We start from the raw sequence: 23003 nt of genomic DNA, 5'->3' as shown, positions 1-23003 counted from the left end.
GGCTCTAACAAAAGGGGCGGCATGTTGCCATGCCGCCCCGTTCGTTTTTTGTGACCGCCAGGCGGTCTGTTCGGAGTGATCAGAACTTCGCGGTCAGGTTCACGAAGCCGCGCCGTCCGGCAAAGCCATATTGCGAAGCTGCAATCACCGGGCCCAGCATGCCGATCTGGTTGCCGTTGAGCACCGAGACACGCGGCGGGCGTGTATCGAACAAATTGTTGATGCCTGCCGTGATCTCGAAACGACCGTCGCCGATTTCCTTGGTGACCGAGAAGTTGTGATAGAACTTCGCGCTTGCCGTCACATCGGGGCAATAGGTGCCATAGATCGGAAGGTCATCTGACGGATCGGCAGTGTCCTGGCGGTTGAACGAGTTGATGCACGGGCCGCCAAAGGCGTCTTCAAGTTCCTTCTGGTTCGACGTCGCACCGATCACATTGACGCCGTAGAACAGGCTCAGGCCCGATTCATGCGCCCAGGTTGCACGGAAATCGCCGACCCACTTGGGCGAACCCGCTTCACCATTGTCCGATTCGATCGGCGAACCGGGCAGCAGCTGGAAGTTGTCCTTGAGCTGCCAGGTCATGTCCGCGGTAAGCGTGAGCACGCCCATGTTGCCGAAGTCGTGCTTCAGATTCACCGCAACGTCGATACCGCGGTTCCGCTGGCTCGCGATGTTCACATACTTATCGAACACTTCATTGATCTGGTAGATCGCCGTAGCGTTCTGGCCGCGGGTGAAGAGATCGCACAGCGGTTCATTGGCGAAATCCTCGGAGTCGTAGCAACCGAATAGGATCTGGCGTGCGCCCAGCTGCGAGACTTCGCCTTCCACCTTGATGTCGAAATAATCGACAGCAATGCGCAGGTCCGTATCGCCCAGGAAGGTCAGCTTCGGCGTCAGGATCGTACCGATCACGAAAGCCTTCGACGTTTCGGCTTCGAGAACGCCAAGGCCGCCCGAGGAAATCACCGTTGCGCTGACACCGCCGGCGCCATAGTTGCCAGGGATACCGTCAGCGGCGCAGTTGTCGGCCACGCGCTGCGAGGTCGTGCCTGCAGCCAGTCCGGCAGCCCAGTTCGAGCACGGGTCAAGGCGGCCCTGCGAAGCAAAGCTCGTCTCGTCAGCCAGGAACTGTTCGAACAGCGCCGGGGCGCGGAACGAAGTGCCATAGCTGCCGCGGAAGCGGAGCCAATCGTTCACCGCCCAGTTGAGGCCGAGCTTGTAGGTCCAGTTGCCATTGTCGGAGTCCGACACGCCATCCGAGGCACGGGTTGCCTTCACATTGGTTACGCGGCCCGCAGCCGAAAGCGTCAGCTCTTCGAAGAAGGGCTTGTCTGCCAGCAGCGGTACACTGAGTTCGCCGAAGGCTTCGAGCGTGTCGCTCTTGCCCGCGGTGATGCCGCTGGCCGAAGCGCCCCAGGCGTTGGCTGCAAGGGTAATCTCGCCGGGCGTGTCGTTGATCTTGTCGCGACGGGCGGTGCCGCCGAAGGCGACCGCGACCGAACCTGCGGGAAGTTCGAACAGATTGCCCGAGATCGAGAATTCGCCGGTCATCTGCGTGTAGACGGTCTTGCCTTCTTCCCAGTCGAACAGGAAGTCGACCTGTTCCTGCGTCAGATTGCCACGCAGGAATTCAGGGTCAGCCCACGGAATATCGATACACTGCCTGCCCGAGACGGGCAGGGTGGTGCCGACGCAGGAGCTGTACTGGAAATAGCCCGAGTCATAGGCATCCTGCAGGATCTGCTCGCTGCGATAGCGGCCGATGCTGCGGCTGTACTGTCCATAGACTTCGTATTTCCAGTCACCCGCACCGCCAATGTCGCCGCGCAGGCCACCGACGCCGCGGTAGTAATCGACCTTCTGGCTATTATCGGAATGGTTGGTAATCGGGGTCGGGCTGATGAAGTTGATGCCTTGCCAGCCGTCACCCCAATAGTTGAAATAGTTGCCCGCACCGCTACCGTAGAGATCTCCACTCCAGCCAAAGTTCCAGAACTGGCGCCAACCGTTCTGGTAGGTCTTGCGGCGATTGTAGAGGAACTCGCCGAAAAGCTCGACACTATCCGAGATCTCATAAGCGCCTTCGGAATAGATCGTGTAGAGATCGGTCTCTGGCACGATCGTTTGCTCTGCGACAAACGGATGATATGCGTTTTGCACCGACATAGAGGCGGCGTCATAACCAGTGGGATAGAAGCCCGCCGGTGCGCCGAAGTCACCTGCATACCCGGGTGTGCCATAGGCGGGAATGCCCAAGTTGCCTGCTGCGATCCCGTCAGCATATTGGTACTGGATCAACACAGTGCGACCGCCTGGCGAGGTCTGGATGCCACCATCCACTTCGCCGTTGGGGCCGTCGAGGTACATGTTGTCGATCAGGTTGTAGGTCCACACGTGGCCCCAGCGCAGGTCTTCGCAATGCGGCTTGCCGGTACGCGGATCGATTAGGTCTGCACGATTGCCGCTTTCATTATAGATGTTGGCTTCAGGGCAGGCGAGGTAGCTGCGATCGCCGCGCGCGAGTTCGTTGGTATGCGAATAGTCGCCCGCGATCATGAAGTGGCCGCGATCGAAGGTCTTCGTCCACGAACCGCTGATGCGATACTCCTCGCCGCCGGTGTCGAACGGAACCGAAGTGTTCATGTTAAAGGTAAAGCCGTCTTCGCGCTTGCCAGTGGTGATGTTGACCACGCCGGCAATCGCGTCAGAGCCGTAAACCGACGATGCGCCGGTCTTGAGGATCTGGATGCCGTTGATGATCGAGAGCGGCAGGACATTGAGGTCGAAGGACGACACCCCGCCGCGCGTGCCGGCGGGGCCTGCACGGCGGCCGTTGAGCAGCACCAGCGTGCGGTTCGCGCCAAGGCCGCGAAGGTCGATCGTCTGCGAGCCGGGGCCGCCATTGGTCACGAAGTTCGACGAAAGCGCCGAAGTGATCTGGGTTGAGCCGGCCGCAATCGGCGAAGTCTGCAGGGCTTCGGCCAGCGAGAGCTTGCCTTCCTTCTTGGCGATTTCAGGGCTGACGATCGCAATCGGGTCAGGGCTGTTGAACGGCGTTACGGTCTGGATGCGCGAGCCAGTAACCAGAATAGCGTCCGATCCGCTCGATGTCTGATCGGCATCTTCGGTGACTTCGGCATCTTGTGCGAATACAGGGCCGGAAAGCGCGACCGCCCCAAGTGCAACGCCCGCAAGAAGCGGGAAGCGACCGCGCGAAACAGTTACCATTTTTCTCATATCAACTCACTCCCGAGCCAGAGCGACAGCGGTCGCAGGAAGCAGACAGAGAAAGCAAAATGAGCGAAGAGAAGCAAGGAGTGGATCGTTGATTAAAGAAGCTTGCACGGATCCGCTCCCGATCGGTGACTTAAATGCAACACACCGGCGCGCGCTGGGGCGCCAACGATTGCCCTCTGAAGGTGGGCATAGCTTTGTCGCTGCGGGGTTAAGGGACTGGCTATTCGATCCTGCGACCTTTGACCCCCAACTGTCCGTTGATTCTTACGAAATAAGAACCAAGTGCGGCTTTTTTAAACTCTACGCTATCTCCGGTTTTCGGGGCGCTAAGCCGAGCTGGGACATTGCTCAACTGCCAGACACTGCCCTCCTCAATCGTTATGATCCAACCTCCGCGAATACTTCTTGACGAGGTAATCTTTGATTGCAGAGTATCGATCTCCTCCTTGGCGCCAAAAAGACCATTCTTAGGTTGTACAAAGCCAAACATACCGCGGCGCGTTTGTTCGATTTGCTCCTGCCGAACGATCCGCAGTTCGCCAGAATTAGTTGCGTCCAAAATGGCGCTCACGGATTTATCAAAGCATGCGAGGCGCTCTCGCTCTTCGACAATCAGCTGACATGAGCGCAGATCTTCGACGTATGCGGGAGTCCCGCTGAAATCCTGTGCGTGTGCAATCGAAGTAATGGTTAGCCAGCTTGCCGCAAAGCCGAGGATGGCACATCTGATCATAGCAACTCTCTCACAATCGCAGTTTCACTGCGTTGACGAAGCGCCAGGTTCTAACGCTAACTGTAGCAACTGGGCAACAATGTTAAAAAATTGAAACCCAATTTTCCGGCAACGCGTTGCGCCGGATTGCGAACGTACGGTATTGCAACGCAGCTCGAACGAAAACGTTCGATCATTCCGTTTGCTTGGAGCGAGCGTTTTATAAAAGGGATTTGCAATGTCTTACCGTTCCACAAAAGCTATTCTGCTGACTGGCACTGTGATGGCTTCCGTCATGATGGCTGCGCCTGCGTCTGCACAGGATGTCGGCACATCTAATGATGAGGCTTCTTCGCCTTCCGCAATCGTTGTCACTGGTTCGCGCATTTTGCGTCAAAGCGTAGAAAGCGCCGCGCCGATTGCGGTTGTTGATAACGCTGAGTTTGAGCTCTCGGGTACAGTCAACGTCGAGAACGTTGTGAATTCCCTTCCGCAGGTTGTGCCGGGCTTCACCTCGAACTCGAACAACCCTGGCACGGGCACTGCCACTCTGAATCTGCGTGGACTTGGTTCGACGAGGACGATGGTGCTCGTAAATGGCCGTCGCTGGATGTTCTACGATACCGGCCAAATTGTTGACCTCAACACCATCCCGTCCTTCCTTTTGGACACGGTTGACGTCGTGACCGGCGGTGCGTCAGCAGTTTATGGCTCAGACGCTATGGCTGGCGTTGTAAACTTCAACCTTCGGAATGTTGATGGTGTTGAAGTTGGCGGTCAATACTCCATCACCGAACGCGGTGATGGTGCCAGATACGAAATTTATGGCGCCATCGGTACCGAATTTGCAGACGGCCGTGGTCGTGCAACCGTATACGCTGAATATTACAACCGCGAATCGATCTTTCAGGGTGACCGTGGTTTCTCGGAATACGCACTTGGCGCAGAGTCATTCGGAGACGATCAGCAGCAGTTTGGTTCGTCGACACTTCCAAATGGTGTGATCCGTTATCTGGCGCCTAACAATGGCGACCGCACCGGAACCGATTTTGCGGCCAATGGGGCTGTCGTTTTCGACACCCCTGGAGAGTTCCGTGCGCGGACGGGCGACACTTACAACTACGCACCGGTTAACTACCTTCAACTTCCGCAAGAGCGCTATTTGATCGGCGGTTACGCTGAATACGAAATTAGTGATGCTCTCGAGGCTTACACGGAAGTAGCCTTCGTGAACAACCGGGTGGCGCAGGAGCTCGCGGCTACCCCGGTTACCGGAACCTTCAACGTCGATCTCGCAACGATACAGCCCTTTTTGTCAGCTGGCGATTATGCGCAGTTGGTTCAGCTCGATGCTACGGAGACTGGCACAGGCGCCCGCGCAGGTAACAACGGGCAACTTTCCCTGTTCTTGCAGCGCCGCACGGTCGAAACTGGTGCCAGAAACAGCCTAGACGAACGCAATGCGTTCAGGGTCTTGGCTGGCCTTCGTGGGGATATTAACGAATACCTCCGTTGGGATGCCTATTACATGTATGCGCGTACGCGAAATGCGAACGTTCAGGCAGGTAATATTTCGCGTGCAGCCTTCCAGGCCGGCCTTGACGGTACGGGAACCGCAATCAACATCTTCGGGCCAGGCACTTTAACGCCGGCTATGGTAGATGCGATTTCGATCCAGGCTCAAAACGGCGATACTTCAACTCTGGAAGTGGCAAACGCTTACCTGTCAGGTACGTTTGGGGACTTTGCGATCGGCAGTGCTTCGCCAATTGCTTTTGCTATCGGTGGTGAATATCGACGCGTTGCGTCTGAGTTCATTCCTGATACGGCACTTTCATCGGGAGATGTTATCGGCTTCAACGCCGGCGATGCGACCGAAGGTGCATACAGCGTCAAGGAAGTATTCGCAGAGCTCAGCATCCCGGTCATTGAGACCGACAGCGGCATGCGTTTGGATTTGACTGCAGCAGGACGTTATTCTGACTACGGCCTCGCCTTCGTAGGCGGTGTCTGGACCTACGCAGGTGGTGTTGAATTCTCTCCCATCCCTGACGTAAAGTTCCGCGGCCAGTATCAGCGTGCGGTTCGTGCGCCGAACGTTGCAGAACTGTTCCAGGGAACGGCAATTGGGTTCCCGGGCGCTACAGACCCATGTTCGACTACGGCTGCCCAGTCGGGGACGCTTCGTGATCTCTGTATCGCTAATGGAGTACCTGCCGGCGTAGTGGGCACAACTGCTGTCCAGATTAATGCTCAGATCCCCGCGTTGTTCGGCGGCAATCCCAATTTGACCGAAGAAACGTCAGACTCCTACACTGTGGGCGTCGTGCTTCAGCCATCATTCCTACCCGGATTGACGGTCACAGCTGACTACTTCGACATCAAAATTAAGGACGCTATTGCAACCGTTTCGTTGAATCAGCAGTTTGATCTCTGCTTCAACCAGAGCCAGGATCCTAACTCTGCGTCGTGCGCTCCGTTCTTCGCAAACCCCAATGGTTCGATCCGCACGGGTGGTATCATTGACGTTGGAAATCCGCCGATTTTGGGTGGAGCGAACGTTGCTGGGTTCACGGTTGCCGGCGTTGACCTTCAGGTGAATTACAGAACTTCGGTACCGTTCTCAGCCTTTACGAGTGATGGCTCGTCTAACTTGGATTTCAACGTCCTTGGGACGTGGACAAAGAAGTCCAGAAGCTTGGCCTTCCCGGGATCCGATCCGCTTAACTGCGCTGGATTGTTTGGTGCCAATTGTGGTGAACCAGGCCCGTCGTATAAGTGGACTGCCCGTATGAGCTGGGTGGACGGACCCTTCACCCTTTCGTCACGCTGGCGCCACCTGAGCGCGGTTGATGACGATGACGACAGCGTTGATTACGCTTCGTTCAATGGGGTGGAGCGTCTGCCGGCTTACGATGTTTTCGATATGACCTTCGCTTTCGAAGCGTCTGAAAATGTCACCTTCACCGTTGGGGTGAACAACTTGTTCGACAAGCTTCCGCAGACACCAACTTTTGATGGTATTTACGTAAGCTCCACGAACAACGGAACACTACTTGGCGACAACCAGGAGCAGGCAAACACGTACCCAAGCACTTACGACGTGCTTGGTCGTGACTTCTTCGCTTCGGTTAAGTTCAAGTTCTAAAGACTTGCGGCTGATAAGCAGCGCAAAGAAGGGGCGGCGGACTTCGGTCTGCCGCCCTTTTCTTATGCAAAGCGGAAATAAGTCACTTACTAGCTTGAACAAGTTAAGCTTGAGCGAGCGTAGCTAGCGCAGCCGGTACTGACGAAAATCGGCAATGGCCTGGAACTCTCCCTGCACATGCAAGGGAACGTGCGACACAGTTTCGAAACCGGCGGCAGCGATGCGCCCCTCAAAGGTTTTTCATCCGCAGTGTTTTCGCAGGCGAATTCGAGCGATGTGATGCGGTCCAACTCGTTCTGTGCACGCATGGCTATTGTATCGATCAATCGCGCTACGTTTGCGGGATGGTCGTGCATTCCCAGGACCAACGAACGCTTGATAGCTTCGGCGATTTCCCATGCTGCCGATTGCGGACCGTGAATGCGTGCGCCTTCTTCGGGAGCCTGTAAAATCTGTTTTGGGACCACGGAGATACCACTTTGACGCAGACGGAGGCTACGTTTGGCAATATCGGGCAAATCCTTTTGCCCAATGGCCCAACGGATATGTTTACGCCGCCTCAGATTGTGGGCCAAGATCGGACCATCCTTTCGGTGGGTTAGAATTGCAAGCGCGCCGCCGGTTCGCAGTACGCGCGCTGCCTCTTTCGCAACAGCTGCGGTTTTCCCATACTCGAAGCCGAACTGGCTGGTTACTGCATCAAACCGCGCATGGGGGAATGGTAGGGCTTCCATCCTTACCCCGGCCTTCAATTTAGTCCCTCGCGGCGCCTCTGGCAGCCGATCTGCCATATCAACGCCAGTCAACTTTAGATCGCGTCTTGTCGCCTGTAACCAGCGCATGACCCTACCATCCCCTGTGGCGAGATCTAAGACGCGCGCGGATTTGGGCAGGCCTTTGGCAAAACCATCCCAGGCATGCTGCGCGGCGTCAGTCAGAAGGCTACCGGCTGGGAGGCAGCCTAATTGGTCATTTGGGCCCTGGTTGTTGGCCCAAAATTCATTCCAAGCGGCGTTGGGGGGGCTCATTGAGTCTTAATCGACCGGTACAACATCGAATGCAACCGTCATCCTACGATCCGCGCCGAACGGGCGCGTGCCATGATAGAGCGTACTCGGAAACAAAGTAAGGTGACCTGGCTTCGGCTCCCTCAGTTCAAGTGGCGGCAGGTCAAGGCGTAAGTCAGGTGGCGGCCTTCCGATTTCCAGCCATCCGGCATGAGGGTCTTCCTCCCGCTTGTTGGACCGCTCGAAATACAGCGCCGAGGAAATTACCCCCTGAGGGTGGATGTGAGACGTGTGGTAATCGCCACCGCCGCTTAACCTTACAGACCACGAATTGGTGATCTTCCATGGGTGCACGCGATGTCGCAACAGCGGATGAGTTGGATCTTCTGCGGGTAGCTCTCTGCGATAGCGCTCGACGGTTCGTAGGATGGCGTTGTGCAAGGCTTTCAACTCAGGTTCAATCCGGTCGAACAACTGGCCGCGCGTCTGGGTACCGCCGCGCAACGATTGGCCCAAGGGCAGGGGGCTCTTGTCGTGCAGCCGGTGAAGCAAAGGAGATGCCTCGCTCAGGACCGATGAATGGCCTTCGATAGGCATCTGGCGGTATAGGCCCGATTGGCCATGTAACCATTCTGCACGCGCGTCATCCATGAGGCGCCAGACAATTCCGATCAGCGCCCAGGCGGCAATATTCTCAGGTTCTACGGATAGCACTGCATGGATTAGCGCTTCAGCTTTTTCATGTTCGCCTCGGCGGATCCGGTGCCGTGCCTCGTGCAAGCTGCGGAGTGGGGCAGCAAAGGCAAGCGAAGCAAAGAGCTTCTCCGCATGGTCATCGTCGCCTGCCGATCCGGCATGGATCGCTTCAATCAAAGTGAAGAGTGGTTCGTTAGGAAAACGACGCTTCGCTTCCGCAGCAACCTCCGCCGCTTCCTTCGCCAGATCAAGCCCTGCGAGTTGCTCGATCCAATCGTGGAAGATGGCTCGCGCATCTGGCGCGCGGTCCGCTGCTGTACGATAATGGCTGGTGAAATCCTTCTCGCCCGCTCCAAGGCGCAATTGGGCAAGAAACCTGAGCCCCTCGACCCATGCTGGCGCTCTTTCGCACAACTGCTCCGCGATCGATCGTGCGCCGGCGACGTCGCCCGAAACATCGAGAGCCTGCGCCTTCCCCAACCACAGGTCGGCTTCTCCAGGATTGAGTGCCAAAGCCAGATCGAACCGGGCAATCGCATCTATTTCCGCCCGCTCGATCGCTACTCTTGCTCGACCGTGGTGAGCCTTGGCATGGCGAGGGTTCAGCCTGATCGCGCGATCATACCAACGAGCCGCTTCTCCGAGATTGCCCCGTGCGCGCTCGCAGGTGGCGCGCACACTGCAATATCTGGGCACGCCCTCTGACGCTTCTCCTTCAACCGATTTGAGAGAAGCCAAGGCGTCTGCGAACTTGCCCAGCGCCTGAAGCGCGATCGCATGGTTTACGGCATATTCGATATTGGTTGGAGCAAGTCGGCATGCTTGCTCGAACAGGTTCGCGGCCTTGGCCCGGTCGCCGTGCCGCATTGCAAAATCCCCGGCGCTGTTTGCCAGTGCAGGCTGGTCGGCAAATGCAAGCAATGCCTCGTCGTAAATTCTCGCGGAGTTCGCAATATCCCCTGCTTGCTCGGCGCGTTTGGCCCTCGCAATCCAGTCGGCTGCCTCAGCTTGGCTCATCGGTCGCGCAACCAGCCGGTAATGCAATAGCGCCCAAGCGGGGCAAAGGGTGCGACGAAGGAAACCGAATGCGATTGCGGTACGCGGAACAGGTTAAGCGAATTGAATCTCGGGCGGAAACCCTGAACGATGTCCCCCTCTTCATTGAGGAACTGCAGGTAGCCCCCCCAATCGGGATGCCAATCATCGATAGTGAAATTCATGACGTAGGCGACCTTCCAGCCTTCCATAACGTGGCTGTCTATATGCCTTCCAAGGAACTGCTGCTTTGCAAAGCAGGTTGCCTGGCCATCGGCCTTCACCAATTCTTCGCCGGTGATTTCCCGTGCCAGCCCTATGAAGTCTGGTGAATTGACATACTCCAGTAGCACTTCGTGAGGGCCGCCAGGGTCCCAACCTTCCTGTACTGCCTGGAGAATAGGGTATTGCAGAAACCGGAACGCATATTCTCCCCGTGCAGCGGCAGCCTGTGTTGCTTCACCTATCAATTGGGCGCGTTGCTGGCCTTCCGTCGCTCTCATCTCATGAGGCAGGATCTGCTGCGGGCCGGAAAATGTCGATCCATCCGCTTGCATTGCCAAGCCCCAGGGCGTCGCCTGCTGAAGGATCGAACGAATTTCCTCGGCGGTCTCCTTTGTAAGGAAATCGCGTACCTGGACCCGAGTGTCGCGCGCAAAGGCTTCCGCCAGCGCCGCTCGGTCCAACGAAGGGTTAAGTTCGAACAGCTTCTTCATCATCATCCAGCGCGGGAGATAGAAGCTTGCCCGGTAGCTTGGCAAGGGAACAAACCGGCCTGGCGAGCGCCACCAACTTGATTAGTTGACGCAAACGTAAGCCGTGCCTAACCGAGTGGTGATTTGAAACGCGAGCGAGGAGACGCCCAATGCCGACCGCCTATATCGTCGAAGCCGTGAGAACCGCAGGCGGGCGCCGCGGCGGTCGTCTGGCCGGGGTGCACCCGGTCGACCTGCTCGCCAAGTCGCTTGACGCCATTGTCGAGCGTAGCGGGATCGATCCGACGGCGATCGACGATGTGGTGACGGGCTGCGTCAGCCAGGCCGGCGAACAGGCGATGCAGGTCGGGCGCATGGGCGTGCTCGCGTCGAAGTTGCTGCCTCAATCGACCCCCGCGGTGACGATCGACCGCCAGTGCGGCTCCAGCCAGCAGGCGATCCAGTTCGCCGCGCAGGCGGTGATGAGCGGCACGCAGGACGTGGTGATCGCCAGCGGCGTCGAGAGCATGACGCGCGTACCGATGGGCTCGAACGTGACGTTTCACATGAAGGAAGGCCTTTACAGCAAGGCCGCCGGGATCGAGGAGAAGTTCCCCGGCATCAACTTCAGCCAGTTCATGGGTGCCGAGATGATCGTGCGCAAGCACGGCTTCACCAAGGACGATCTCGACCAGTTCGCATTCTCGAGCCACCAGAAGGCGATCGCTGCGACCCAAGGTGGGGCGTTCGAACGCGAAGTGGTTCCGGTCGAAGTCGAAACGCCCGAAGGCACGCAGATGCACACAATCGACGAAGGCATCCGTTTCGATGCCTCGCTCGAGGGTATTGCGGGCGTCAAGCTGCTCAGCCCCGAAGGTGCGATCACCGCTGCCAGCTCGAGCCAGATCTGCGACGGTTCTTCGGCAGTGCTCGTCGTGAGCGAGGAAGCGCTCAAGCGCCACAACCTCACGCCGCTGGCGCGCATCCACAACCTCACCGTGACCGCGGGCGATCCGGTGATCATGCTGGAAGAGCCACTGTTCGCGACAGACCGAGCACTGCAGCGAGCCGGCATGAAGATCGACGATATCGACCTGTTCGAAGTGAACGAAGCCTTCGCTTCGGTCCCACTTGCATGGCTCAAGCACACCGGGGCCGACCCGGACCGGCTCAACGTCCATGGCGGCGCGATCGCGCTCGGCCACCCGCTCGGTGCATCGGGCACCAAGCTGATGGCCACGCTGGTCCATGCGCTGCACAGCCGCGGCAAGAAATATGGCCTGCAGACGATGTGCGAAGGCGGCGGCGTCGCCAATGTCACCATCGTCGAGGCGCTCTAATTCTTCCCAATCTGAGAGGAAATAACTGATGGAAATCAGCAGCAATACCCCTGCAGTCGTCACCGGCGGGGCCTCGGGCCTGGGTGCGGCAACCGCCCGCGCGCTCGCCGCCAAGGGCGCCAAAGTCGCGATCTTCGACATGAATGAAGAGAAGGGCAACGCCATGGCCGCCGAGCTCGGCGGCGTGTTCTGCAAGGTCAACGTGACCAGCGACGAAGACGTCGATGCCGGTTTCGCCAAGGCGCGCGAAGCGCATGGGCAAGAGCGGATCCTGGTCAATTGCGCGGGCATCGGCAATGCGATCAAGACCGCCAGCCGCAGCAAGGAAGACGGCAGCATCAAGCACTTCCCGATTTCGGCCTTCGATTTCGTGATCCAGGTGAATTTGATCGGCACTTTCCGCTGCATCGCCAAGTCGGCTGCGGGCATGCTCACGCTCGACCCGCTGGACGAATTCGGCGAGCGCGGCGCGATCGTCAACACCGCCAGCGTGGCCGGTGAAGACGGCCAGATCGGCCAGGCCGCCTATTCGGCTTCGAAGGCCGGCGTAATCGGCATGACCCTGCCGATCGCGCGCGACCTGATGAACGAAGGCATCCGCGTCAACACCATCCTGCCGGGCATTTTCGATACCCCGCTGCTTGCTGCCGCGCCGCAAAACGTGCGCGACGCGCTGGCGGCTTCGGTGCCGTTCCCCAAGCGCCTCGGCATCCCGACCGAATATGCCAAACTCGCGCTGTGCATGATCGAAACCGGCTATTTCAACGGCGAGGACGTGCGCCTCGACGGTGCGATCCGGATGGCTCCGCGTTAAGTTCCAAAGGAGCCGATTGGAACAGGGCCGAATGCCGGCCCGCTCAATTTGACCACATTGACCCCCGCCATCACGGCGGGGGTTTTTGTTCGTCGGTCCGTTTGGGGGCGCCTTGCGGCGAAGCGAGAAATGGTCCGCTATGTGCTTTAAAGCGGCTGTTTCAGGTTTTGGTTGCGTCTCCGGAAATCGATTCAATGATTGGGCAATCCGGGCGTTCGCTTCCGTGGCACTTGCTTGCAAGATCGAGCAAGGTTGTCTTCATGGCCGCGAGTGCATCGGCTTTCCTTCCCAACTCGGCTGCTCGAGCAAGCGCGATGGCTTTGACATCTGCACTGGCGCGCGCATTGTCGCTCCAGAGGCTCAACAACTCGCGGATCTCTTCGATCGGGAATCCGAGATCGCGCGCGTTTGCGGCAAAGCGCAGGCGGTGAACGTCTGCATCGGAATAGTCGCGATAGCCTGAGTCCCGCCGCGTTGGCGGCGGGATCAGTCCGATGCTTTCATAATGGCGTATCATCCTTTCCGATACGCCACTTGCTCGCGATGCTTTGCCGATATTCATAATTTCACCTGATTGAGGCGGAGCGCATTGCCCACGACGCTGACCGATGAGAGAGACATGGCTGCCGCCGCAATGATCGGAGAGAGCAGTATCCCGAAAAACGGATATAGCACCCCCGCTGCAACCGGCACTCCGAGCGCATTGTAAAAGAAGGCGAAAAACAGGTTCTGGCGAATATTCGCCATTGTCCTGCGGCTCAAAGTGATCGCTGTAACGATGCCATTGAGATCGCCCTTCAGCAGAGTAACGCCTGCGCTTTCCATCGCTACATCGGTCCCGGAACCCATGGCGATCCCGACATCCGCCGTTGCCAGGGCAGGGGCGTCATTCATGCCGTCGCCCGCCATGGCCACGACTTTGCCTTCACTCCGAAGCCTGCCAACGACTTCGCTCTTACGATCAGGCAGTACGTCTGCTTCGATCTCGGCAATGCCAAGCCGCTTCGCAACTGCTTCGGCGGTTGTCCGGTTGTCGCCGGTCATCATCACAATTCGGATGCCAGCCTCCTTCAGGGCGGCAAGCGCCGCCGGTGTGGTCGACTTGACCGGATCGGCAATCGCAAGGACACCTGCTACCGCTCCATCGACGGCCACGAAGATCGCCGTAGCGCCATCGGCACGCAGGTCCTCTGCGGTCATTTCCATCGATTCAATTGGAACGCCTATCTCGCGCATGAAACGGGCATTGCCCAAGGCGACATTTCGGCCTTCGACCGTTCCCGAAGTTCCCTTTCCGGTCGGCGCGTCGAAATCGGCGACGGTCGGTATGTCGATCGCGCGACCGTGCGCGCCATCAACGATCGCTTTCGCTAGAGGATGCTCCGAAGCCCGTTCGACCGCTGCCGCCAACCGCAGGAGATCGTTTTCCTCCCAATCGGTGGCGGGCACGATTCGCGTGACGGCCGGTTTGCCCTCTGTCAGAGTACCCGTCTTGTCGACCACCAGCGTGTCGACTTTCTCCAGCCGCTCCAGCGCGGCCGCATCCTTGATCAGTACGCCAAGCGAAGCCCCACGACCAACGCCGACCATGATCGACATCGGTGTGGCCAGGCCCAATGCGCAGGGGCAGGCGATGATCAGGACCGCTACAGCCGCCACAAGGCCATAGGTGAAACGGGGCTCCGGCCCCCAGATCGACCACGCAGCAAATGCTGCAACTGCCACCGCCAGCACGATCGGCACGAACCAGCCTGCCACCTGGTCCGCCAGGCGCTGGATTGGAGCGCGCGAGCGCTGGGCCTCCGCTACCATCTGGACGATGCGGGAAAGCATCGTGTCGCGGCCGACGGCTTCCGCCCGGATGACCAGCGAGCCGGTCTGGTTGATCGCTCCACCGATCACATGATCGCCGACTTGCTTGGAAAGCGGCATGGATTCGCCGGTAACAAGCGCTTCATCCAGTGTCGAATGACCGTCTGTCACTTCGCCATCGACAGGAACCTTGTCTCCTGGCCGGACACGCAAACGATCTCCCACGATGATCTCTTCCAAGGGCACTTCGGCCTCGGTTCCATCATCGGCAATGCGATGTGCCGTCTTGGGAGCAAGGCCGAGCAAGGCCTTGATAGCGCCAGATGTGCGTTCCCGGGCGCGAAGCTCAAGCACCTGACCGAGCAGGACAAGCACTACGATTACCGACGCCGCTTCGAAATAGACGGGCACCTGTCCCATCGGGCTTTTGAACGCCGCGGGGAACAGATCGGGAGCCATCAACGCGACCACGCTGTAAAGCCATGCAATGCCCGTTCCCATCGCGATCAAGGTGAACATGTTGAGGTTTCTGCTGGCGAGGGACGCCCAGCCACGCTGGAAGAAGGGCCAGCCGGCCCACAGCACGACCGGCGTCGCAAGTGCGAATTGCAGCCAGGCCGAAATATCCATCGGCACAATCTTGTGGAGCGATGGAAACAGGTGACTGCCCATCTCCAGCACGAATACCGGCAGGGCCAGGACCAGCCCGATCCAGAACCGGCGCGTCATGTCCAGAAGCTCTTCGCTGGGTCCTGTATCGGCAGTCGCGATTTCAGGTTCCAGGGCCATTCCGCAGATCGGGCAGGTGCCCGGATGGTCCTGCCGCACTTCGGGATGCATCGGGCAGGTCCACATGGTGCCCAGCGGAACCGGTTCCTTGGCCCTGTCGGATTGTGGTTCAAGCCAGCGATCGGGATCGTCTTTGAACTTCGTCACGCACGAGGCACTGCAGAAGTGGTAGTCTTGCCCGTGGTAATGCGCGTGATGCGGCGTTGCTTCGGGATCCACGGTCATACCGCAAACCGGGTCAATCGCCTGAGAAGCATGCATCTGTTGCGCGTGCCCATGGTGGCAGGCGCTGTGGTCGTGGTGGTGATTCGTCATCGGCTTTCTCCTTTGCCGATGGGGCATATGCACCTTAACACAATGTCAGGGTCAAGCGCTAATCCGAAGGACCGGCGACATCCGCAATTGGGTCTTCGCGGGCCAGTCCGCTCTCCTACTCGCCCGCACATGCCCTATCGGTTTTGCCGATGACACGTCCCGCCATTTCGCGCCAATGTGCTTCCGCTTGCAAGCGCAGGCATCCGGGCGGAATTTTCCTTTCCAGGACATTGTCGCATGTGTCGCATCGCGGGGCATGGCAGGGAGAGAGATTGAGATGAACTATACGCAGATCCTCGTCGACAAGGCCGATGGCATTGCCACCATCACGCTCAATCGCCCCGAGAAGATGAACGCGTTCACGCGCACCATGATGGACGAGATCATCGCGGCGATGGACGATATCGACGCCGATGACGATGTGCGCGCGGTCATCTTCACCGGCCAGGGCGATCGCGCATTCTGCGCCGGCGCCGACCTGACGCCCGAAGGCGGCGGCCATGTCTTCTCCGATCCGACGCCGGTCGACGACCTTTCGGACGAGCGCGCGCGCGACGGGGGAGGGCGCTTGACGCTGCGCCTGTTCGACAGCACCAAGCCATTGATTTCGGCCTGCAATGGCGTTGCCGTGGGGGTTGGCATCACGATGCAGCTGGCGATGGATATCCGCCTCGCTTCGGACAATGCGCGCTATGGCTTCGTCTTCGCGCGGCGCGGGATCGTGCCCGAGGCATGCTCGAGCTGGTTCCTGCCGCGGATTGTGGGGATCAGCCAGGCGCTCGAATGGTGTTACACCGGGCGCGTGTTCGATGCGGCGGAAGCCAAGGCGGGCGGGCTGGTGCGCTCGGTGCATCCGCAAGCCGAGCTGATGGACGTGGCGCGCGGCCTTGCGCGCGAGATCGCGGACAATACTTCGGCTATTTCTGTGGCGATGACGCGCGCGATGATGTGGCGGTTGCCGTCGGGCGACCATCCGATGGACGCGCACCGGATCGACAGCCGGGCGATCTATCGCCTCTCGCGCGGAGCGGATGCCAAGGAGGGGATCGCGAGCTTCCTCGAGAAGCGCAATCCGGCCTATCCCGGCAAGGTCAGCCAGGATATGCCCGACTTTTATCCCTGGTGGGACGAGGCCGAGTATCGCTGAGCGCTGAGCGGCGCACTTGCCAGCGCCGATGGTTGCATTAGAAACCGCATCGATGGACGCAAAGGTTACACCCGGCGGGCGGCTGGCAGATTTCCTGCCATACCAGCTATCGGTCACTTCGAACGCGGTCAGCAGCCTGATCGCCGAGCGCTATCGCGCACGCTTCGGTCTCAAAATCCCCGAATGGCGTGTGATGGCGGTGCTTGGCGATGCGGGGACGGTGACCCAGCGCGCACTCACCGACGCCACGCTGATGGACAAGGTGGCGGTCAATCGCGCCTGCAAGGTGCTTGAGGAGCGCGGGCTGATCGCGCGTCGGCCGAACACCGATGACGGGCGCTCGCATCTGCTCGAACTCACGGCAGAGGGGCGGGCGATCCATGGCGAAGTGATGCCGCTCGCAAGGGAAATCGAGGCGGAGATCTTCTCGACATTGGGTGAGGCCGAATGCGAGCAATTCCGCGAATTGCTCAGCAGGGTTTTCCGCCAGGCGGAAAGGATGCGGCCCACCACGCGATCTTGACGCATGGCGGGCCGGCTCCGTCTAGCTCGCCCTTGATACCCCCTTGGGACGAGCGGCCGTATGCGTTGGCGGCTCGATGCCGCCCGGTTACTTGGAGCCTGGAGGGCCACCGGCGAAAGCGTCGGCGATCGAGCAGGCTGCCGGACCAAGGATCACGATGAACAGCACCGGCAGGATGAACAGGATCAGCGGCACAGTCATGATCGCGGGCAGGCGAGCGGCCTTTTCTTCCGCGCGCATCATGCGCTCGTTGCGGAATTCGGCCGAAAGTACGCGCAGCGCCGAAGCAAGCGGAGTACCGTAGCGCTCGGTCTGGATCATGGTGGTGACCACACCGCGCACCGATTCCAGGTCGACACGATAGGCCAGATTGTCGAAGGCCTTCTTGCGTTCGTTGAGGAAGGACAGCTCGATCGCGGTCAGCGCGAACTCGTCGCCCAGCTCGGGATAGGCGCGGCCCAGTTCCTTGGCAACGCGGTTGAACGCCGCGTCGACCGTGAGACCGGCCTCGGCGCAGATTACCAGCAGGTCGAGCGCGTCAGGCAGGCCCTTGCGGATCTCGTTGGTGCGCTTGGTCGCGATGTTCTTGAGATAAATTTCGGGACCCTTGTAGCCGAAGAAGACAGCGGCGGAGAGCGCCATGACCTTCTTCATCTGCCAGTCGGGATAGATCTCGACAACATAGAGCAGGACGAAGGCGGTGAGGCCCAAAACGATCGGCAGCACCATTCGCAAGCCAATGATCAGGATCGCAAGTTCCTTGTTGCGGAAACCCGCATGAGCCAGCTTCTGCTGGATCGCTTCGATCTGGCTCTGCTGGAGGACCTTCATGCCTTCCAGCTGCTGCTTCATCTTGTCGGTCGTCTGGCTCTTGCGAACCAGGCTCGTACGCTTCTTTGCGTTCGAGGTGACGATCCCCGCCTTGAGCTCCTCACGCCGCTCGTTGAGCGACTTGACGCGCTTGGCCATTGGGTCCTTCACAGTGACCGCGGCGTAGATCGCCATCATCACCGCAAACGCCGCTATGCCGGCCAGGATCGTCCCGACGATGATGACGTCGAAGCCGAGAAGCTTGGGTCCAGTGCTTGTGCCAAACATGATGTCCTGTTCCCCGCTCAGATTTCGAAGCTGACCATCTTGGCCATGATGAAGCCGCCGATCGACATCCAGACCATGCCGCCCAATCCGGTCACGATGAGCCGGTCATCGCTGAAGAAGCCGCTCAGATAGCCCGGGTTGATCCACCAGATCATGCCGAAGACGACAAAGGGCAGTGCGCCGACGATATAGGCCGAGACTTTCGATTCCGAGCTCATCGCACGGATCTTGAGCTTCATCTGCGAGCGCTTGCGGAGCACGTCCGAAAGGTTCGACAGTGTCTCGGCAAGGTTGCCGCCGGTTTCGCGCTGGATCGCGAGCGTGATGCAGAAGAAGTTGAATTCGGGAATGCCGAGCCGGGCGCCGGTTTCCTGGAGCGATTCCTCCATGGTGCGGCCGATCTTGATGCGCTCGACGATCGCCTTGAATTCTTCGCCCACCGGGCCAGGAACTTCCTGAGCCACCACAACCAGCGTTTCAGTGACGGGCAGGCCCGAACGCAGGCCGCGAACGAGCAGTTCGATCGCGTCGGGAAATTTGGCGACGAAGTTATTGGTGCGCTTGTTGATGGTCCAGTTGACCACCATGTGCGGTACGCCTGCGCCTACGACCATCCCGATACCCAGCGAGAGCAGCAGAGCGCCCGAACGCAGGTAGATCAGCACTGCGATCGTTAGCGCCAGGCCGAGCGACGCATAGAGATATTGCGAAAGGGTCCACTTCTTGCCGGTCCGCTTCAGGCGCATTTCCAGCGCTTCGGCGCGCGAACCGGCGCCTGCCACACGGTGAACCTTCGGCTTGCGTGCTGCGATCGCCTTCTTGAGTTGCGATTCGACCTTGGTGTCGGTGCTTTCCGAGTGACGGTAACGCACCGCCTGCAAGCGGCGGTTGCTGGCTTTGGACACGGCGCTGCCGGTCGCGAGCGCATATCCGCTCACCATCAATCCCAGCATCACCAGGCTCAGCAACAGGGTCTGAAACATGCCCATGCGATTGTCCCGCCTTTCGTTCTTACTTCATCGTGCGAAGGGGGGCGTGCCTATCCGGTATGCATACATAACGGATGAGCACGCCAATCCCTCTTATTCGGCTGGCTCGTGAGTCGGCTGCGCCTTGTCCTTCTTCGCCATCAGCGATTTCAGGTCGAAGCTGCCAAGCAGAGACTTCTTGCCGGTTTCGTTCTTGCTGAACTCGTCCGAGCTTGCGCCCATGACGCGTTCGCCGATCTGGCGGATCACAGCGCTTGCCTTGCTCGAGCGGTTGGCCTGAGCGAAGGTCTGGCCGAGCTTGGCTGCATTCGCTGCCGCCTTGGCATCGTACGGAATCGAAAAATCGATTTGGCGTTCGATCGAAGCCTCGAAATCGGCCTTGCTGATCTCGGCGATGCCCGATTGTACCTTGTTGGCGATGACCAGCGAATGCGCGTGCGCAGCGTTGGTCTTGAGCCAGGAAAGAATGCGGATGGTGTCGCGCGCCGAAGCGAGCGTCATTTCCGCCATCAGGATCACCAGGTTCACGTCCGACAGCACATGCGGGAAGTTTATCAGCATGTTGCGCGGAAGATCGACCACGGTCATTTCGAACGCCTGGCGGAATTCCTCCTCCAGCTGGACGAAGGCGGCGCCGTCGGTCATCAGCGGCGAATTGATCGGCGCCTCTGCCGAAAGGATCGACAGATTGTCGTTGGCGCGGATCATGGCGCGTTCGATGAACAGGCCGTCGATGCGGCTCGGGTTGTCGATCGCATCGGTCAGGCCGCGGCCCGGCTCCAGATCGAGCGTCAGCGCCCCGGTGCCGAAGTGCACGTCGAGGTCGAGCAGCGCGGTCGGTGACTTGTGGTCTTCGCTGAAAATCCACGCAAGCGAGGTCGCCAGCGTTGAAGCGCCAACGCCACCACGCGTGCCGATGATCGCGGTCGAGATGTGATGCTTGACCCCGTCGCCGTCCTGGTTGCGCGGTGCGGTGAACACGGCCTGTGCCTGGTTCAGCGCGTCGCGCAGCTGGCCGGCCGAAAGCGGCTTCAGCAGGTAATCGTGGATCCCGCTCGCGAGCAGGTCGCGATAGAGGCGCACGTCATTGACCTGGCCGATCGCGATCACGACCGTACCGGGCTCGCAAACCTCCGCGAGGCCGTTGATGTCGTTGAGCGGATCGCCGCTCTCCGACAAGTCGACCAGCAGGATGTTCGGGCTCGCGCTGACACTGAGCGACTGCACGGCGTTGCGCAGGCCACCCTTGTTGCACTTTTCCGGCTGCCAACCCAGTTCGATGACCACCGGGCGCAGAACGTCCAGCGCGGCATCGTCGCAGATATAGGCGGCGAAGGGGTCGCGGTTTCCGGCCATGCCGGATTTCCAGGGCGCGTTCATGGCTTACTTACCTCCGATTTCGGTTTCGGCGAGGCCTTTGGTTCCGGTCGGAGCCTGCTCTCGATAGGAATTGATCGCCTTCGAAGAGCTCATGATCACGGTTTCACCCGTGCCACGCTGGCCTTCGAGCAGATCCTGCGGATTGGCGACCATTGCAGCGAGATTGCTGTTGGTTGCACAGCCATAGCCGGGGCTGGTCGCATTATTGTAGTTCATGTCCGACTTGGCCGACCAGTCCGGGCAACCCGGGACCGAAGCGGTTGAACGGGTCAGCACAACACGGGCATGGCCCGGCAGCATCGAGCCCGAAGTCACCGGCGCACCGGATTCGACCAGGATGCCGCGGCGTCCGGCCAGATCGGCTACCGCTCCGCGGGTCGCTTCGCTGGCGAGCGGATCGTCGATCGAAACGCGGTCGCCATAGCCAAGCTCCATTGCGTCGAACCAACCTTCAAGGCGCTGCTGTTCCGAAATGGTCAGCCCGCTTTCGCTGGTCTTCACGTCGAAGGTGAAGCTGGTGCGTTCAACCACCGGCTGCTTGACGCTATACAGGCTCTTGTTCGTGGGCATGCCACCGCAGGCACTCAGCGTGAGGCCGAGCGAGAGCGCGAGGGCGACTGCGGGCGCCTTGGCCAGCTTGCTGTGTTTTGCAAAGGGCATCGTTCTCACCTTTCCCGATTAGAGGCTGAAACCAGGAGTCGCGGCTTCAGCGCGGCGATCCTTGTTGCGTTCTTCGTCTTTCGACTGGCGCGGCGCGAGTGCGTCGGGGGTAACCCCGCCAACGCTCGGTGGCGGAACTTCCTTGTCGACCGCCGTGGCGCCGGGGCGAACTGCACCGCTCTGGCCATCGTTCTCGCGATAGCCGATAAGCTGGTCAAACTCGCTGGGTGCGCGGAAGCCGTCGGTCGGCAGCTTGATGTCGCTGGCGTTGACCGGCTTCACCAGATACGGCGTCACCACGATCACCAGTTCGGTTTCGCCGCGGCGGAACGAACGCGAGCGGAACAGATTGCCCAGGATCGGGATGTCACCCGCGCCAGGCGCCTTGTCGATCGTCGTCTGCGCATTGTTGCTCATCAGGCCGGCAATCATGAAGCTTTGGCCCGAGCCGAGCTCGACCGTCGTTTCCGCACGCCGGGTCGTCAGAGCCGGGATCTGGAATTCGTCGATCATGACCGCGCCCTGGCTCGAAAGTTCGGAAACTTCCGGACGCACACGGATCGAAATCCGGCCGTTGGCCAGCACGGTTGGTGTATAGGCGAGGCTAACCCCATATTTACGATATTCGATCGAAGTCGAACCCAGACCCTGGCTGATCGGGATCGGGAACTCGCCGCCGGCTAGGAATTCGGCGGTTTCGCCCGACAAAGCCGTCAGGTTCGGCTGCGATAGCGTGGTCACCAGGCCATCGCGTTCCGCGAGGTCGAGCGCAGCGCCGATATCGAGGCCGAGCAGCTTGCCGAATGCACCGATCGTGGTCGAACCCGAAGCACCCGTCACAAGCGAGCTGCCGGCGGGGCCAGCGGTCAGGCCGACGCCCAGGCCGCCGGGGCTGCCGGGCGTGTACTGCGGCGAAAATGCCCGGCCGTTCGTGACACCGAACTTGAAGCCGCCGGTCTGGTCGACCGTGAGCAAATTGGCGCCGATCGTGCGAACCAGCGAGCGGCTGACTTCCGCAAAGCGCACCTGAAGGTTCACCTGCAGCGGAGTCGCCATCTTGAGGCGGCTGATCACATTGGTGCCGTCGCCGACAAAGGCCTGAACCAGGCGTTCGGCTTCAGCGGCGTCTTCCGGGGCCGCCACAGTGCCGGTCAGCAGGATGGTGTTGGTTCCCATAGTCGCAACGCCGATCTTCGCTTCGGGCATCGCCAGCGCCAGCATCTGGTCGATGCTGTCGATGTTCGAGCCGACACGGACATTGGCGGACCAGATCACGTCGCCGCGCGAGTTGCTGGCATAGATGGTGGTTTCGCCACCGGCCTTGCCGAACACATAGAGCTGGCGCTGCGATTTCACCTGCACATCTGCCACAGCGTCATTGGCGATGAACACATCGGCCATTGCACCGGGGATGGTGACCAGTTCGCCGCGACCGATCGAGATCACGATGTCGCTGGCAGGGCTGGACACCGACTGCGCGGTGGCAGTGGTCATCGGCACGCTTGCCAGCGGCGCGATGGCCAGGCTCGCAAGCAGCATTTTGGCGGTCAGGCGGCGTTTCATGGTCTTGCCCCTCGGTTGGATGCGATTTGCCGGGAC

The 23003-nt window shown here is 59.8% G+C and carries 17 protein-coding genes; 5 read left to right on the top strand and 12 right to left on the bottom strand.

Going from position 1 to position 23003, the window contains the following annotated elements:
- Positions 1 to 79 precede the first annotated feature (79 nt).
- Positions 80 to 3244 (bottom strand): TonB-dependent receptor domain-containing protein, encoded by a 3165-nt coding sequence (locus VRS74_RS06850; RefSeq protein WP_354144503.1) that lies wholly within the window; start codon positions 3242 to 3244, stop codon positions 80 to 82.
- A gap of 220 nt (positions 3245 to 3464) precedes the next feature.
- Positions 3465 to 3977, bottom strand: coding sequence for a hypothetical protein (locus VRS74_RS06845; RefSeq protein WP_354144502.1), 513 nt, complete (start codon positions 3975 to 3977; stop codon positions 3465 to 3467).
- 217 nt (positions 3978 to 4194) lie between these two features.
- On the opposite strand from VRS74_RS06845, the gene VRS74_RS06840 reads away from it, so the two are divergent.
- The gene (locus tag VRS74_RS06840) at positions 4195 to 7104 is read left to right on the top strand and encodes a TonB-dependent receptor domain-containing protein (RefSeq protein WP_354144501.1); all 2910 of its coding nucleotides are present in this window, start codon (positions 4195 to 4197) and stop codon (positions 7102 to 7104) included.
- Between the two features lie 89 nt (positions 7105 to 7193).
- Here VRS74_RS06840 and VRS74_RS06835 read toward each other — a convergent pair whose 3' ends face one another.
- The 3 genes from VRS74_RS06835 to VRS74_RS06825 are packed head-to-tail and all read right to left on the bottom strand — an operon-like array spanning position 7194 to position 10564.
- Positions 7194 to 8132, bottom strand: coding sequence for a class I SAM-dependent methyltransferase (locus VRS74_RS06835; protein ID WP_354144500.1), 939 nt, complete (start codon positions 8130 to 8132; stop codon positions 7194 to 7196).
- Positions 8133 to 8138: 6 nt separating this feature from the next.
- Positions 8139 to 9824 (bottom strand): 2OG-Fe(II) oxygenase family protein, encoded by a 1686-nt coding sequence (locus VRS74_RS06830; protein ID WP_354144499.1) that lies wholly within the window; start codon positions 9822 to 9824, stop codon positions 8139 to 8141.
- Positions 9821 to 10564 carry a 2OG-Fe(II) oxygenase gene (locus VRS74_RS06825; RefSeq protein WP_354144498.1) on the bottom strand — a complete coding sequence of 248 codons (744 nt, stop codon included), beginning with the start codon at positions 10562 to 10564 and terminating at the stop codon, positions 9821 to 9823. Before VRS74_RS06825 ends, VRS74_RS06830 begins: the two co-directional genes overlap by 4 nt.
- Before the next feature lie 143 nt (positions 10565 to 10707).
- Between VRS74_RS06825 and VRS74_RS06820 the strand changes: the two genes are divergently transcribed.
- Together VRS74_RS06820 and VRS74_RS06815 are read left to right on the top strand one after the other, a co-directional pair.
- Entirely contained in the window at positions 10708 to 11877 is a 1170-nt protein-coding gene (locus VRS74_RS06820; protein WP_354144497.1) for an acetyl-CoA C-acetyltransferase, read from the top strand.
- A gap of 28 nt (positions 11878 to 11905) precedes the next feature.
- Positions 11906 to 12691 (top strand): SDR family NAD(P)-dependent oxidoreductase, encoded by a 786-nt coding sequence (locus tag VRS74_RS06815; protein ID WP_354144496.1) that lies wholly within the window; start codon positions 11906 to 11908, stop codon positions 12689 to 12691.
- Positions 12692 to 12851: 160 nt separating this feature from the next.
- Here VRS74_RS06815 and cueR read toward each other — a convergent pair whose 3' ends face one another.
- Positions 12852 to 13253, bottom strand: coding sequence for a Cu(I)-responsive transcriptional regulator (cueR, locus tag VRS74_RS06810; RefSeq protein WP_354144495.1), 402 nt, complete (start codon positions 13251 to 13253; stop codon positions 12852 to 12854).
- Positions 13250 to 15607, bottom strand: coding sequence for a heavy metal translocating P-type ATPase (locus VRS74_RS06805; protein WP_435521382.1), 2358 nt, complete (start codon positions 15605 to 15607; stop codon positions 13250 to 13252). The genes cueR and VRS74_RS06805 overlap by 4 nt, the downstream gene beginning before the upstream one ends.
- 277 nt (positions 15608 to 15884) lie before the next feature.
- On the opposite strand from VRS74_RS06805, the gene VRS74_RS06800 reads away from it, so the two are divergent.
- Together VRS74_RS06800 and VRS74_RS06795 are read left to right on the top strand one after the other, a co-directional pair.
- Entirely contained in the window at positions 15885 to 16754 is an 870-nt protein-coding gene (locus VRS74_RS06800) for a crotonase/enoyl-CoA hydratase family protein (RefSeq protein ID WP_354144494.1), read from the top strand.
- Between the two features lie 52 nt (positions 16755 to 16806).
- Positions 16807 to 17277 (top strand): MarR family winged helix-turn-helix transcriptional regulator, encoded by a 471-nt coding sequence (locus VRS74_RS06795; RefSeq protein ID WP_354144493.1) that lies wholly within the window; start codon positions 16807 to 16809, stop codon positions 17275 to 17277.
- An 87-nt stretch (positions 17278 to 17364) separates the two neighbouring features.
- Here VRS74_RS06795 and VRS74_RS06790 read toward each other — a convergent pair whose 3' ends face one another.
- The 5 genes from VRS74_RS06790 to VRS74_RS06770 form a co-directional block, all read right to left on the bottom strand.
- Entirely contained in the window at positions 17365 to 18375 is a 1011-nt protein-coding gene (locus VRS74_RS06790; protein ID WP_354144492.1) for a type II secretion system F family protein, read from the bottom strand.
- Positions 18376 to 18392: 17 nt separating this feature from the next.
- On the bottom strand, positions 18393 to 19364 hold the full coding sequence (locus tag VRS74_RS06785; RefSeq protein ID WP_354144491.1) for a type II secretion system F family protein: 972 nt from the start codon (positions 19362 to 19364) through the stop codon (positions 18393 to 18395).
- A 93-nt stretch (positions 19365 to 19457) separates the two neighbouring features.
- Complete coding sequence (locus VRS74_RS06780; protein WP_354144490.1) at positions 19458 to 20744, bottom strand: pilus assembly protein CpaE; 1287 nt, start codon at positions 20742 to 20744, stop codon at positions 19458 to 19460.
- 3 nt (positions 20745 to 20747) lie between these two features.
- Positions 20748 to 21404 (bottom strand): CpaD family pilus assembly protein, encoded by a 657-nt coding sequence (locus VRS74_RS06775; RefSeq protein ID WP_354144489.1) that lies wholly within the window; start codon positions 21402 to 21404, stop codon positions 20748 to 20750.
- An 18-nt stretch (positions 21405 to 21422) separates the two neighbouring features.
- Entirely contained in the window at positions 21423 to 22967 is a 1545-nt protein-coding gene (locus VRS74_RS06770; RefSeq protein WP_354144488.1) for a type II and III secretion system protein family protein, read from the bottom strand.
- Positions 22968 to 23003: the final 36 nt, after the last annotated feature.

The organism is Altererythrobacter litoralis (assembly GCF_036324225.1).
Lineage (GTDB): Bacteria > Pseudomonadota > Alphaproteobacteria > Sphingomonadales > Sphingomonadaceae > Erythrobacter > Erythrobacter litoralis_A.
Note: the sequence above shows the minus strand (reverse complement) of the source record. Positions and strands in the feature narration are given on the sequence as shown.